Source organism: Hymenobacter seoulensis (assembly GCF_054780535.1).
On sequence record NZ_BAAGWD010000001.1, the window covers coordinates 487,157 to 501,879 of the forward strand.

The 14,723-nt window shown below is 56.5% G+C and carries 10 protein-coding genes; 7 read left to right on the forward strand and 3 right to left on the reverse strand.

The genetic code is table 11. The annotated features are described in order from the left end of the window. Positions 1-52: 52 nt before the first annotated feature. Positions 53-1,282 (reverse strand): alanine dehydrogenase, encoded by a 1,230-nt coding sequence (locus ACYVHC_RS02185; protein ID WP_460612019.1) that lies wholly within the window; start codon positions 1,280-1,282, stop codon positions 53-55. A 108-nt stretch (positions 1,283-1,390) separates the two neighbouring features. After that, positions 1,391-1,813 (reverse strand): tRNA (adenosine(37)-N6)-threonylcarbamoyltransferase complex ATPase subunit type 1 TsaE, encoded by a 423-nt coding sequence (gene tsaE, locus ACYVHC_RS02190; protein ID WP_460612020.1) that lies wholly within the window; start codon positions 1,811-1,813, stop codon positions 1,391-1,393. A 180-nt stretch (positions 1,814-1,993) separates the two neighbouring features. On the opposite strand from tsaE, the gene ACYVHC_RS02195 reads away from it, so the two are divergent. Both ACYVHC_RS02195 and ACYVHC_RS02200 read left to right on the forward strand, forming a co-directional pair. Continuing rightward, entirely contained in the window at positions 1,994-3,250 is a 1,257-nt protein-coding gene (locus ACYVHC_RS02195; protein WP_460612021.1) for a pyridoxal phosphate-dependent aminotransferase, read from the forward strand. 428 nt (positions 3,251-3,678) lie between these two features. Further along, positions 3,679-6,129, forward strand: a complete 2,451-nt coding sequence (locus ACYVHC_RS02200) for an outer membrane beta-barrel protein (protein ID WP_460612022.1) — start codon at positions 3,679-3,681, stop codon at positions 6,127-6,129. An 82-nt stretch (positions 6,130-6,211) separates the two neighbouring features. Here the strand turns inward: ACYVHC_RS02200 and rffA are convergent, their stop codons facing one another. Beyond that, a complete protein-coding gene (gene rffA, locus ACYVHC_RS02205) occupies positions 6,212-7,348 on the reverse strand; it encodes a dTDP-4-amino-4,6-dideoxygalactose transaminase (RefSeq protein WP_460612023.1) in 1,137 nt (378 codons plus the stop codon). 249 nt (positions 7,349-7,597) lie between these two features. Here rffA and ACYVHC_RS02210 point away from each other — a divergent pair, with 249 nt between their 5' ends. From ACYVHC_RS02210 to ACYVHC_RS02230, 5 genes are all read left to right on the forward strand, one after another. Then, positions 7,598-8,026: a MarR family winged helix-turn-helix transcriptional regulator gene (locus ACYVHC_RS02210; protein ID WP_460612024.1), complete on the forward strand. Its 429-nt coding sequence runs from the start codon at positions 7,598-7,600 to the stop codon at positions 8,024-8,026. Positions 8,027-8,239: 213 nt separating this feature from the next. Next, positions 8,240-10,705 carry a TonB-dependent receptor domain-containing protein gene (locus tag ACYVHC_RS02215; RefSeq protein WP_460612025.1) on the forward strand — a complete coding sequence of 822 codons (2,466 nt, stop codon included), beginning with the start codon at positions 8,240-8,242 and terminating at the stop codon, positions 10,703-10,705. A 476-nt stretch (positions 10,706-11,181) separates the two neighbouring features. Continuing rightward, on the forward strand, positions 11,182-11,907 hold the full coding sequence (locus tag ACYVHC_RS02220; protein ID WP_460612026.1) for an HAD family hydrolase: 726 nt from the start codon (positions 11,182-11,184) through the stop codon (positions 11,905-11,907). Continuing rightward, positions 11,882-12,919, forward strand: coding sequence for a UbiA prenyltransferase family protein (locus ACYVHC_RS02225; RefSeq protein ID WP_460612027.1), 1,038 nt, complete (start codon positions 11,882-11,884; stop codon positions 12,917-12,919). Before ACYVHC_RS02220 ends, ACYVHC_RS02225 begins: the two co-directional genes overlap by 26 nt. A 42-nt stretch (positions 12,920-12,961) precedes the next feature. Beyond that, positions 12,962-14,674, forward strand: coding sequence for an ArnT family glycosyltransferase (locus ACYVHC_RS02230; protein ID WP_460612028.1), 1,713 nt, complete (start codon positions 12,962-12,964; stop codon positions 14,672-14,674). Positions 14,675-14,723: the final 49 nt, after the last annotated feature.

Sequence of the window (14,723 nt, forward strand, 5' to 3'; positions counted from 1 at the left end):
CAATAATTAAGTTTAATCACTGATATCCTAGTCCACCAGTTGCATCGCAGCCTTAGTTCCGCACCGCAATCATGAGGGCTAGCTCTTTGTAGCGCATGTTGAATTTGCGGGCGATGCTGGCATTGGTGAGCGAGCCTTTGTACACGTACACGCCGGAGCGGAAATGCTCGTTGGTGAACAGCACTTCGTTTACACCGCCGTGCTGGCTGATTTCCTGCAGAATGGGCGTAAAAATGTTGCTCAGGGCGTTGGTAGCAGTGCGCGGCACGCGGGAGGCAATGTTGGGCACGCAGTAATGAATCACATCATACTTGCGGTACACGGGCTTGCTGTGGCTGGTCATCTCGCTGGTTTCAAAGCAGCCTCCCTGGTCAATGCTCACGTCGATAATCACGGAGCCCGGCGCCATCTGCGACACGGCATCTTCGGCCACCATGAACGGAATGCGGCCTTCCTCGGCGTTCAGGGCCCCAATCACCACATCGGCGCGGCGGATTTGCTGGTTCAGGGCAAACGTATCGAGGGTGCTGGTGTAGAGCTGCGGCTGCCCCAGGTTCTGCTTCAGGCGGCGCAGTTTGTAGAGGTGGTTATCGAATACTTTCACTTCGGCACCCAGCCCGGAAGCAGCCCGCGCAGCGTATTCGGCCACGGTACCGGCGCCCAGAATAACTACCTGCGACGGTGGCACACCCGTAATACCGCCCAGAATAACACCTTTGCCTTCGTTGGAACGGGCCAGGTATTCGGCCGCAATCAGCATGACAGTGGAGCCCGCAATTTCCGACATGGCGCGCACCACCGGGCGCGTACCCGAGGGGTCCTTAATCAGCTCAAAGCTGATGGCGTTCACCTTTTTGCGCAGCAGGGCCGTGATGTATTCGCTGGTGAGCGAGCCGAATTGCAGGGCCGAAATCAGCGTCTGGCCGGCCCGCAGATACTCCATCTCATCGTAGGTGGGCGGCGCTACTTTCAGCACTATGTCGGCCTCGTACACCTCCTTAGGCGAGTAGGCTACCCTAGCCCCGGCCTCCGAGTAATCGTGGTCGGAGTATTTGCTGGGCTCGCCGGCGCCGCTTTCCAGCAGAATTTCGTGGCCGCTTTCTACCAAGTGCTTTACCGCTTCCGGCGTCAGGCAAATGCGGTTTTCCTGTAACGATGTCTCCCGGGGCAGCCCGATAAACAGCTTCCGCTTCCGCGTTTCCACGGCCAGCATGGATTCCTGCGTGAAGTAGGCGCGGCTCGTGGCCAGCGACTCAAATCCGGGGGGTACTGCTTCGGGCATTCTCTTAGGTAGTAAAAATTAACAACTAAGCAGGTAGAATGAGCCTATGGCCGCTTGGCATGTGAGCCCTTCCGCAGAAAGTCAACACACTAACGGACAAAGTATTCATTATTCCTTACTAATTGTTAATTGCCGAGTTTCGGGTCCGGTGACGGAAATAGTGACGAGCAGCCGGTCCGGAGGCAACAGGGCCTCGATGCGGCTAGGCCACTCAATCAGGCAAAGATAGCCAGAATCGAAGTACTCTAGCGCGCCAATTCCTTCGGCTTCGCGCGGATTATCGAGGCGGTAAAAGTCGAAGTGATATATCGGCTGATTGTGGGCGTCGCGGTACTCATTTACGAGCGAGAACGTAGGGCTGCTGACGTCGTCGGCTACCCCCATGCACTGGCACAAAGCCTTGATGAAGGTGGTTTTGCCGGCGCCCATTTCGCCTTCAAAGCAAATGATAGAATGGCCCGCTATAGCCTCCCGGACCTGCTCGGCGGCCGCTGGCAGCGCCTGTACGCTTGGAATATCGATGGTGAGCATAGGCCGCAAAGGTAGCGCATGAACCGCCGATTCAGGCACGCTGTGCTATTGCTTAACTGGTTGGCAGCGAACAGAGCGGTTTTCGCTTCTTGGGGGCCTAGTAGCAAGGGCTTCTGGCATTTTGTGGCTTCAATCCCCGCTCACTTTCATACATTTGGCCGACCAAACCCAACACCAACCATGCAAGTTTCCCGAATGGCCGGCAGCCTGATTGGCTCCGAAATCATCAAAATCGGCAACGAAGTAAACGATATGATCCGGAAGGGGGAGCAGATTTGCAACCTCACCATCGGCGACTTTGATCCGGCCATCTTTCCGATTCCGGCTGAGCTCCAAACGGAAATAACCCGCGCCTACGAAAGCGGCCACACCAACTACCCGCCGGCCAACGGCATGGCGGTACTGCGCGAAGCAGCCGCTGCCTTCACTAAAACCCGCCTAGGCCTCGACTACTCGGCCAATGACTACTTGGTAGCTGGTGGCTCGCGCCCCCTGATTTACGCTACCTACCTAGCCGTAGTGGACCCCGGCGACAAAGTGGTGTTTCCGGTGCCCAGCTGGAACAACAACCACTACTGCCACCTTTCGTCGGCGCAGGCCGTGATGGTGCCCACGCGCCCCGAAAACAACTTTATGCCCACGGCCGCCGAACTGGCGCCACACCTGGAAGGCGCTACGCTACTAGCCCTCTGCTCGCCGCTAAACCCCACGGGCACGGTGTTCAGCAAAGAGGACTTGGAGGCCATCTGTGACCTAGTACTTTCAGAAAACAAGCGCCGCCAGCCCGGCGAAAAGCCCCTGTACCTGCTTTACGACCAGATTTACTGGCTGCTGACCTTTGGCGCTACCGAGCATTACGACCCGGTAAATCTGCGCCCTGAGCTGCGCGAGTACACCATTTATATTGATGGTATCTCGAAGTGTCTGGCCGCTACCGGCGTGCGGGTCGGCTACGCCTTCGGGCCTAGCGTGGTGATTGACAAAATGAAGGCGATACTGGGCCACGTAGGGGCTTGGGCGCCCAAAGCCGAGCAGGTGGCCACCGCCAAATACCTGCCCCAAACCCAGGAAGTAGATGGGTTTCTGAGCCACTTCAAGCAGAAAGTACAGCACAGCCTGGAGGCGCTGCACCAGGGCCTCCAGGCCCTGAAAGCCGATGGCTACCCCGTCGACTCGATGGTACCGATGGGTGCCATTTACCTCACAGCTAAGCTGGATGTGCTGGGCAAAACCACGCCCGGCGGCCAGGTGCTTACCACTACCCAGGAGCTGACCTCCTACCTCATCAGCGAGGCCAAACTGGCCTTGGTGCCCTTCTCCGCCTTTGGTACCGATGGCTCGTCGCCGTGGTTCCGGATGTCGGTGGGCGGTGCTTCCCTCGAGTCGATTGAAGCCTCGCTACCCCGCTTGCGCGCAGCACTGGATGCGCTGAAGTAACCACAGCGGCAACTGAATTTCGGCCCTGTTCGTGTCTTTTCGGAAGGCAAGAGCAGGGCCGTTTGCTTTCTATAGGCACCTAGTAGCGCTAGGTACCAAGCCAGCCATGCAGAGTCGGTTGCCTGAGTGTATGGTACGCGTGCATCTCATCGGGTCGAAGTAGTTTTTTCCGCTGGAAAGGGCCTTTTCTGGCATCAGGTGCGGGGCTTGTGCGTATTGTTGTGCCTACATCGGTGGTTATTTGCTATCTTCCGCCACCCGTAGGCTAGCTCAAACCCTGACTACCAGCGGGCAAACTGTTCTGTTTACCGGCCGAGCTACCCTGGTTTCAACACGAATTAGGGGTAGTAACTGGGCTTTCCTCACCGGCCGGTGCTCCTGCTTCCTATTGCACTTTCCGCTTTTCCACAGCCAACGGAACGTGTCTTATGCTTTTCCCTACTTCCCGCCCCGCGGGTTGGCTTTCCTTTCTCAGTGTCGGGCTGCTGGCGGCCCCGTTGGCTGTGTTAGCCCAGGTGCCGCTGGCACCCTTGTCGGGCACGGTGCGTACCTCTTCGGGCGCGCCCATCCAATACGCTACGCTTACGCTCCACCGCGCCACTGATTCTGTGGCCGTAAAATCGGAGTTCAGTGATGCAGAAGGCCGGTTTCAGCTGAATCCGCCCCTAGCGGGGCGCTACCTTGTTTCGGCGGCGCAAGTAGGCTACAGCCGGCTGTGGGTTGGCCCGCTGCAAGCAGCTGTGGCTCCCGGTGCTCCTCTGCAACTGGTGCTACCAGCTAGCCCGGCCGCTCAATTGCAGGGCGTAACCGTAACGGGCCAGCGCCCCACCTTCGAACGCCTCCCCGACCGCACCATCGTTCACGTAGAAGGCAGCCCCCTGAGCTCGGGCGGCACTACGCTGGATTTGCTGGGCCGCGCCCCCGGCGTTTCCCTCGATGCCAACGATAACTTGGCCCTGCGTGGCCAATCGGGACTGTTGGTGCTGCTAGATGGCAAACGCATCCCGATGACGGGCCCTGAGCTGGCCAACCTGCTGCGCACATTGCCGGCTGAGCAAGTCAAAAACATTGAGCTGATTACTAACCCGCCGGCCAAGTACGATGCCCAGGGGGGCGCCGGCATCATCAGCATCAACCTCAAGAAAGACCAGCGCCTGGGCACCAATGGCAGCGTAAATGCCGCCTACGGTAGGGGCCGCTACGGCAAGTTCACGACGGGGCTGAACCTGAACCACCGAACCAAGAAGCTGAACATGTACGGCTCGTATGCCTACGCTGATCGGCAAAATTTTCAGGAGCTGGAGTTTAGCCGGACCTACCTGCTCAACGACCTGCCGCAGCAGTTCAGCGCCCAGCTCAACACCCCCAAAAGTCACCTACAGTCGCATACGTGGCGCGCCGGCGCCGACTACTCGCTTTCTGAGCGCACCACGCTAGGCGCTATGGTGAGTGGGCTGGACAGCCGCCTGCCTTCCGAAGGCCTGAACGAAGCCACCGTGCTAGATGCCCAGCACCAGCTGGTAGCGCGCTACACCTCCATAAACCAGCGTAACCTGCTGTTGCCTAGCGCCGCTGCCAACCTCACGCTGCGTCATCTGTTTCCCAAAGACTCCTTGGGCACTGCTGAGCTAACCGCCGACGCCGACGTGGCCCGCTACGGTATTACCCGGACCCTGCACCTCGATACACGATTTGAGATGCCCGCCCTGAATCCGCTGCTACTCACCGGCGACCAAAACGGCACGCTCACCATTTGGAGCGCCAAAACCGACTACGTGCGCCCACTGCAAGGCGGGTTGCGACTGGAGGCGGGCCTGAAGGCCAGCGAGGTATCCTCGGATAACGACGTGGTGTTTGAAAGCACTTATAATGGCACTACCGAACAGGTAGCAGGCCTCACCAACCGGTTTCGTTACACAGAGAACATCAACGCTGCGTATGCCAGCATAAGCCGCAGCCGCCCCCAACTCACCGTTACGCTAGGCCTGCGCGCCGAGCAAACCAATGCCAAAGGCCGCCAGGAAATAGGCGACGTATCGTTTGAGCGTCACTATTTTCAGCTGTTTCCTAACCTGAGTGTGCGCCGGCCCCTTACGCCCCAGCATGATCTGGCCTTTTCTTTGAGCCGGCGCCTCAACCGCCCGACGTACAATCAGCTGAACCCGTTTCGCTCGTACGTAGACGCTACCTCCTACCGGACCGGCAACCCCACGCTTTACGCTGAAACCAACACCCACGCCGAGTTGACGCATACCTTCCGCCAGAAATTCAGCACGGCCCTGAGCTATACGCGCACCAACCGCCCCATCGTGAGTGTGTACCTGCTCGATGCCGATAACTTGGTGGCTGCCACCGACGTGAACCTGCGGACCCAGGAATACTATGCCCTTTCCCTTACGGCCCCGCTAGCCCCTAAGCCCTGGTGGAAGCTGTATGCCAACGCGGAGGTGTTTTACATCCAGTTTCAGGGCGAATTGGGTGGCTCGCCAGCTCCCAAAAGCCGACCCGGGGCCATTGTCAGCCTGAACAATTCGTTTACACTGGGGCATGGCTGGAGCGCTGAGGTCAGTGGCAGCTACAACTCTCCGGAGCGCTATGCCTTTCAGGATTTGCGGGCGTATGGGCAGGCCGGCGCGGGCATCCAGAAAACGCGGGGGGCCGCTACGTTCCGCCTGAACGCCGCCGATATCTTTTATACTACTCCCCTGCGCGTTACCTCCCGCTACCAAGTGCTGGAAGAAACCTTCCGCATGGCCCAGGACTCGCGGGTGGTCACGGCGTCGGTTTCGTACCGCTTTGGCAATGAGAAAGTAACAGCAGCCCGTAAGCGCACCACCGCGGCCGAAGAGGAGAAGCGCCGCGCCTTACTAGGTCAATAACCAACTTAAACCGTCTTCGGCAGCCGAATTGGGGCCTGGCATCTGGCGTTACCTGCGCGTTGGGTTGGGCTGGCGGTAGCACCTAGTAGGCAGCGTAAAATTTCAGGATGCTGGCTATTACGGTATCCTGGGCGGCTTCATCCAGCTCATAATACAGCGGCAGCCGTACCAAGCAATCGGCGTAGTGCTCGGCCCACGGCAGCGGTCGGCCATCGTGCTTATCGGCGTAAAAGGGGCTGTTATGCAGCGGCAGATAGTGAAACACGGCCAGAATTTGCTGCTGGCGCAAGTGCTCAATCAGGGCGGAGCGCTCGGGTAGGCTGCGGCACACCAGGTAAAACATATGCCCGTTGTTGGTAGCGTATGTGGGCACAAAGGGAAGGCCCACGCCTTCCGCCTTGAGTGGGGCTAGGGCCTGGTAGTAGCGCTGCCAGATCGCCACCCGGCGCTGCTGAATATCATCCAGGTTTTCTAGCTGCGCCCAGAGGTAGGCGGCCAGTATATCGGAAGGCAGGAAGCTGGAGCCCGCTGCTACCCAATTGTACTTGGCTACCTCCCCCCGGAAAAACGACGACCGGTTGGTGCCTTTCTCCCGTATGATTTCGGCCTGGCGCGAGTACTGCGCATCATTAACGGCCAGCATACCGCCTTCTCCCGAAATGATGTTCTTGGTTTCGTGAAAGGAGAAGGCTGCTAGGGCCCCCAGGCTGCCCAAGGCCCTACCCTTGTAAAAACCGGCAATGGCCTGCGCCGCATCTTCTACCACCACCAGGCCGTGTGCGTCAGCTACCGTTTGAATAGCATCCATGTCGCATGCCAGGCCGGCGTAGTGCACCGGCACAATAGCGCGGGTGTGCGGCGTAACCAGGCTTTCCAGCGCAGCCACATCTAGGTGCGGGCTGTGGGAAGTGCTGTCGGCAAATACAATGCGTGCGCCGCGCAGCACAAAGGCATTGGCAGTGCTCACAAACGTGTACGACGGCATAATCACCTCGTCGCCGGGCTGGATGTTGAGCAGCAGCGCGGCCATTTCCAGAGCATCGGTGCAGGAAGTGGTCAGCAGCACTTTCTCAAAACCCAGCTGCTGCTCAAAGAAGGTGTGTACCCGCTTCGTGAACATTCCGTCGCCGGAAATCTTGCCCGACCGCACCGCTTCCTCTATATAACGCGTTTCGTTACCAGAGAAATACGGTTTATTGAAGGGAATAGTGTAGTGCATAAGCTTTCCGCAGTCGTGCGAGAGGAAGGAAATTGCGCAGCCCCAACGGTATTTTACTAGCCCTTCGGGAGCCGGCAACCGCCCTATCCTCTTGGGAGGTGCCTGCCGTGCTGAACCAGCACAAACCTAACACCTCAGGGCCGATTGAGCCAAAAAACTATGGTGAGTTAAGATTTCAGAAAAAAGATGACTATCCAGGCAACGTTTATGATACATCATACATCTATATGATATATCATACAACTACTCATGCTTTCCAGTATCATCTTCTATTCCCTGGATAAAGCCATTCGCCAGTACCGGCGCATGGCCCAAACCAACCTTGATAAAGCCGGCCTTGCTATTACCATTGACCAGTGGCTGGTATTGCGGGTAATTCAGGAAACCGATGACCTAACCCAAACTGATATTGCCGAGCGTGTTTTCAAAGACCAAGCTTCCGTAGCCCGCATGATACGCCTGCTACTAGAGCGTGGCTTGCTTACCTCCGAGCCTCTCCCCCACGATGGGCGCCGCACCCAGTTGCGGGTTTCTGAAGCCGGACACCGCACCCTAGAAGCGGTGGAGCCGGTGGTACTGCATAACCGGGCCGTTGCGTTGCAAGGCCTCAGCGAAAACGACTTAAACACTTTGCGCTACCTGCTGGAGCAGATTTCCGGTAACTGCACCGCCTCGTAAGAGCTCCTTCCCTGTTTCCGAATCAGTAAAAATTCAGAAAACAAGATGCTATTGTTTTGATATACGAACTATTTCGTATGTTTACTACGAAATAGTTCGTACAAGAGAATACGCTTAGGCCGGCCGCCTTCCCTAGTACCACGCGCTACCCTCTCAAGCAACGGTAGCCCGACTTCCCTTCCCCTCTTTCTCACCTTATTCTATTAGAGACACATGGAAACGTTACTCCGTGGGCAGCAGCATAGGTTGCTCCTGCTTTTGCTGGTAGTGTTGCTGCAGCTAGGTGGCAGCCGTAAGGCAGCCGCACAAGGCCTAACCGGCCAGATACGGGCGGCCAGTGGTAGCCCCGTGGAATTTGCAACGGTTGTGCTGCACCGCGCCGCCGATTCGGCCGTGGTTAAAACGGAGTTTAGTACCGAGAAAGGCACCTTTCAATTCGATCTGCCAGCGGCCGGGCGCTACCTCATTTCGGCGTCGCAGGTGGGGTTTGTGCGGGCCTGGGCCGGGCCGTTGGAGGTTTCCGGGGGCGGCAGTGTGGGAGCCCTTAGCCTAACCTTACAGCCTAGTACGGCCACTGCCCTAAAGGAAGTGACGGTTACGGGCCAGCGCCCCACCTTTGAGCGGGAAGCCGACCGCACCATTGTGAATGTAGAAGGCAGCACGCTGGCCGCCGGCAATACGGCCCTAGATGTACTGCGCCGCTCTCCCAATGTCACCGTCGATAACAACGATAACCTGGGGTTGCGGGGCCGCCAGGGCGTGATGGTGCTCATTGATGGCCGCCGCATGCCCATGACCGGCCAGGAACTGGCCGACTACCTGCGCGCCTTGCCCGCCGACCAAGTCAAGAACATTGAGCTGATTACCAACCCGCCGGCAAAGTATGAGGCCGCCGGCAGTGCGGGTATTATCAGCATTAACCTCAAAAAAGACCAGCGGCTAGGCACCAATGGCACCGTGAACGGCAGCTACGGCCGCAGCCAGTACAATAAGTACACCTCCGGCCTGTCGCTAAACCACCGCCGCAAGGGCCTGAACCTGTTTGGCTCCTATAATTACTCCAACCGCGAAGGCATTGCCAAACTTACCATTGACCGCAATTTTTACCGGGAAGGCGAGCGTGACAACCCCAATGCGCTGCCCTACCGCATCACGCAGCAAGAAAACCGGAGCCCGGTGCATTTTCGCTCCCAAAGCTGGAAGGCCGGCCTCGACTACAACTTGGGCAAAAACACGGTAGTTGGGGGCATGGTGAGCGGACTTGCGAACCGTGTAGAGCAGAACGGCACCAATGACGTGCGCATCTTCGACCAGGACCGCACGCTCACGGATGCCTTTAACTCTACCAACCGGCGCATCGGCAAAAGCCCCAATACGGCGGCTAACCTAAATTTCAAGCATACATTCAAGGATAGCCTGGGCAACCGGGAGCTTACCGCCGACGCCGATTACGCCACCTATACCACCAATCGGTTTCAGCAGCTCACTACCTTCCGCGACAACCTGCCCACCGACCAAATTCTGGGCGACCAGGACGGGCGCCTGGTAATCCAATCGGCGAAGGCAGACTACGTACAGCCGCTTTCCAAACAGCTCCGTTTGGAAGCCGGCAGCAAAATCAGCAAAGTCAACTCTGATAACAACGTGGTTTTCACGGATGGCGAAGGCAACGTAGACCTGGGCCGCACCAACCATTTTCGGTATGATGAACGGATTCTGGCCGGCTACTTCAACTTCAACTACTCGCTGCCCAAGCTCACGCTGCAGGCCGGCCTGCGCGCCGAGCAAACCAACGCCCTACTAAAGCAAGAAGCCGGCAACCTGCCCGCCATTGCGCGCCGCTACGGCCAGTTGTTCCCGAGTGCCGCCCTCAAGCGCACCCTTAACGACAAGCACGAAACGTCGCTTTCCCTGAGCCGCCGCATCGACCGCCCTTCGTATGGGCAGCTCAATCCGTTCCGGGTTATTATTGATGCCAATACGGCCGGCGTAGGCAACCCCTATCTGCTGCCTCAAACAAGCTATAATATAGAGCTCAACCACACCTTTAAGCAGAAATACACCCTAGGCCTCACTTACAGCATAACCGATAACCCACTCATTGGCACTGTCCAGCCAGAGTCGGCCAACAGCACCCAGGTTATTTCCACCACCCAGAACCTAGACAAGCAACTCTACTACGCCCTCACCCTCACGGCCCCCGTGGAAGTAGCCAAGTGGTGGAGCATATATAACAACGGCGTGTTTTACTACAGCCGGTTTAAGGGCAACTTGGCGGGTACCAACCTAAATGCCGGTCGGGTTACGTTTACGCTCACCAGCAACCACAACTTTGTGCTGGGCAAAGGCTGGAGCGCGGAGCTCAATGGCAATTACCAGGCGCGCGAGCAATATGGCTTCCTAGATGTGCGCCCAAATGCAGAAATAACTGCCGGCGTTCAAAAAAGCCTCTGGGATAAGAAAGCCAACCTGAAGTTTAGCGTCGGCGACCTATTTTTCACCAGCCCCGTGCGCGCTACTTCCTCCTATGCCACCTACGTGGAGCGCTTCTACCAGCGCCAGGATTCCCGGCAGGCTACTCTTTCCTTCTCCTACCGCTTCGGCAATGAGAAAGTAGCAGCAGCCCGCCGCCGTACTGGCGGTGCCGAAGAGGAAAAGCGCCGCGCCGGCGGACAATAACCGCCTAGCCCCTCCGGTAAACCAAAGGCCCGGTTTCTTCTCAGAAGAAACCGGGCCTTTGGTTTGCGCCTGAACCATGCCTAGTACTTCAGCGAACCAGGAGTTGGACTGAGCGTAATGGCTCCAACTGCTGCTTTACTAGCTGCCTGAGGCTAATCCCAAAAGCCTATTTCAAGCCAGCAGCCGTGCGGGCTTTTGGGCCTTGCCCCTATGGCTACAGCTGAGGTTGAGTTGATCTACCTGAGGAGCTTCGCAGGCTTATGGGCTTCGTATGTACCTCTTACAGCGGAGCTTGCCTTTAAACATATCGATAACACACCGTGTTTATATAATATATTTTATAATAAATTGTATGTTATTAAATAACTGATTAACAGATAATTAACTCTAATTATCTGGATAAACCCAGGAGTTGACGACCAGATTAACAAAAGTTTTATTTGCATTCTCAGATCATTAAATTTAATATTATCGATATGAATCAACCTGTGCACATTCAATGGAATAGTCTTTCATGCGTCATCTTTGACGTTGATGGGACACTGTATGCGCAGGGCAAACTGCGCAAGCGAATGCTACGGGCGCTGCTGGCACACTACAGCCGCCGGCCCTGGAAATTTCAAGATCTGCTGATTCTGAGTCGCTTTCGGAAGGAGCGGGAAAAACATGCGGGCTATGCTGGCGAAAACCTTGAATCGGACCAGTATGGGTGGGTTGCGCAAGCAGGCCGCTATCCTGTCACTAGGGTACGGGAGGTGATAAACCGCTGGATGTTTCAAAACCCGACCCCGTATCTGAAGGTGTGCCGTTTCCCTGGCGTGCAGGAGTTTTTTGACGCGCTGCGGGCCCGCGGAATTACCATTGCCATTTACTCCGATTATCCGGCCCAGGATAAGCTCGCGGCTCTTGGCCTACAGGCTGATGTAGTCATCAGCTCCACGGACGCGGCCATTAACCGGCTGAAACCTCACCCCGCAGGGCTGCTCCATATTACCCAACAGCTTGGCCTGGCTCCCGAACAATGCCTGTTCATCGGGGACCGGCCGGAGCTGGACGGTGCCTGTGCCGAAGCAGCCGGCATGCCCTATCTCATCGTGGATAAGCAACCGCTCGCCGACTTTACCTTTTATCATACCCTACTCCATCATCTTACCAGCAACCATCACTCCGTAGCATATGAATCAGACCTCCATTCTGCTTGAGCCCGAAAACCAGGACCACGCTCAGGTACTGCTGCCCGCTACCCTAAAGGATTACATAGCCATTGCGCGCCCCGATAACTGGGCGAAAAATGTGTTTATGGGGCCGGGCATGCTGTTTGCCCTGGTAGTGTATGGCACGCCACTCACTGGCTCGCTGGTGTTGAATATGATGCTGGGCGTAGTGAGCACCTGCCTGGTAGCCTCGGCCAACTACGTCATCAATGAGTACCTCGACGCGGAGTTCGACAAGTTTCATCCGCTCAAGAAAAAACGCACCTCAGTGGTGCGGGTAGTAAGCCCAACGCTGGTATACACTGAGTGGTTTTTGCTGGCTGTTGTTGGGCTTACGCTGGCCTACGCCATCAGCATGCAGTTTCTGCTGGTGTCCGCGTTTTTGCTGTTTATGGGCCTGATGTACAATGTGCGGCCTTTCCGCACCAAGGAGCGGCCCTATATTGATGTGCTGTCAGAATCGGTGAACAACCCCATCCGGTTTGCGCTGGGATGGTTTACGGTGGCGCCGGCGCTGGCTTTTGCCAACTTTGATGTGGTGCAGCTCTTCAACAGCTTCCCGCCCACCAGCATCATCATTGCGTACTGGATGGGTGGCGCTTACCTGATGGCTACCAAGCGTTTTGCTGAGTACCGGTTGATTGATAATCCGGAGCTAGCGGGCCTGTATCGTCGCTCGTTTAAGTTTTACACCGAGCACAGCCTGCTTATTTCCATGTTCTTTTATGCCATTACGTCGGCATTCTTTCTGGGTATCTTCCTGATCAAGAACCGGGTTGAGCTGCTCATCAGCTTTCCTTTCTTTGCCCTGCTGTTTTCGTGGTACCTGCGCATTGGGCTGCTGAAAGACTCGCCGGTACAAGGCTCCGAAAAGCTGTATACCCGCAAGTGGTTTATGCTGTACGTGGTGCTCTTCTGCCTGCTGCTCACGGCCCTAATGTTCATTGATATTCCCTGGCTGCACAACTTCCTGCACGACCACTTCCGGTTGAACGACTAGCCTGCCCTAGTACTCGTAGCCCCAACCTTGTAGCCCCGTTTTATGCAGGCCCTGTTTAAGCTTTATACCACTTCCACCATGCCCACCTGGCGCGCCGAGGCCCCAGCCACGGCAGACAGCAAAAGCCGCGACCAGACAGACTACGCCCGCCTACTAATGGGCATCCTGCTGGCGCTAGGCGTGGGCATCCGGCTGTTCCACTTCTTTAACAACCGTTCCTTCTTTATTGACGAGCTCTATCTAAACGTTAACACCATTAAAATGGGGTTCTGGGCGCTGGCCACCCAACCCTTCGACTACGAGCAGAAGGCCCCCATCGGCTACCTCTGGATGACGCGCCTGTGTGTGCTGCTTTTTGGCAAGCAGGAAATGTCATTGCGGCTGTTTCCGCTGCTGTGTGGCCTGGGTACGTTGTTTGTTTTTGCCAGTGTTGCGCAGCACTTCCTAAAAAAGTGGGGCGCGCTGGCAGCCGTGGGCATCCTGGCCCTTTCTTCTCCTTGCATCTACCACTCCGTAGAAGCCAAACAGTATAGCACCGAGCTGTTTGTAGCTGCGCTGGCGTTGTGGTGGTATGTCCGGTACCATAAGGACATGTCCACCGCCGCGCTCCTGACCTGGGGCGTGCTTGGGGCCGTGGCGTTGTGGTTTTCGTTTTCGGCCATCTTCGTATTTGCCAGCATCGCCATTGCTATGTCGGCGCATTGGGTACTCACAGCCCAGTGGAAAAAGTTTTTCCGCTACCTGATTCCGTTCACGCTCTGGCTGATCAGCTTTGGGGTGCAGTACGTGTTGTTCATCGGCAAGTATCCGCAATCAGGCTGGCTGATCGATTTCTTTGATAAGATATACGACGGCTTCATGCCGCTGCCCCCTAGCTCTCTGGCTGACGTGAAGTGGTATTTCCAAAAGCCTTATACGCTGCTGGTGCACCCACTGGGCCTGCTCCTGAACCTGGACGGCGGCCTAGAGGAGTGGAAGGCTAGCAGCTGGCGCTACCTCTTTAAGATGGGCTGGCTACCCGTCGGTTTGATTCTCGGCGGTATGGCGGTAATGTTCCGCCAGAAGCGGACTCTCTTCTTCTGCCTGTTGCTGCCCATTTTGTTTGCGCTGCTAGCCTCGGGGTTACGGCTGTACCCGTTTCATAATCGGTTTGTACTGTTTCTGGTCCCGGTACTGCTGTTGTTTATTGGGTTTGGCATTGATGCGCTCCGGGAGCTGTTTACGCGCCAAAAGCTCCTGTTTTATGTTCTGGTGGGGCTGCTGTTTCTGCCCTTGTGCATTAACACCGGGCGCCAGCTGGCTAACCCCGATTTGTTTGTAAATCGGGAAAACAACCGCGAGCCGCTGCTCTACATCAATGAGCACTATCGGCCGGGCGATGCCGTGTACATCTTCTGGAATATGAGCCACGCCTATGAGTACTACAAAGACGCGTATAAACTCAAGTTCACGGCTGTGCAAGGCAGCAACCCGAAAGCTATTTCTAACAGCCCCGAAGAATTCTTGCGCAACCTGCAACCGGAGCTGCAGCAGTTCAAAGGCAAGAATCGAGTCTGGTTTGTGTTCGATTACCTGAACCGCAACGCCATTGGCGAGTACGTGCATCTGCCCGTGTGGTACCACACCAACTACTTCTCGCCTACCACGGAGGTGCAGAATATCTTCAGCCAAATGGGCCGCCAGGTAGATGAGCTATATGAAAAGCCATACAATACCCATCCGCATACCGTGGTGTTGTATGAGCTAAATAAGTAGCAACCACAGGCTATGGCTACAAAAAAGGGCACTCCAAGGAGTGCCCTTT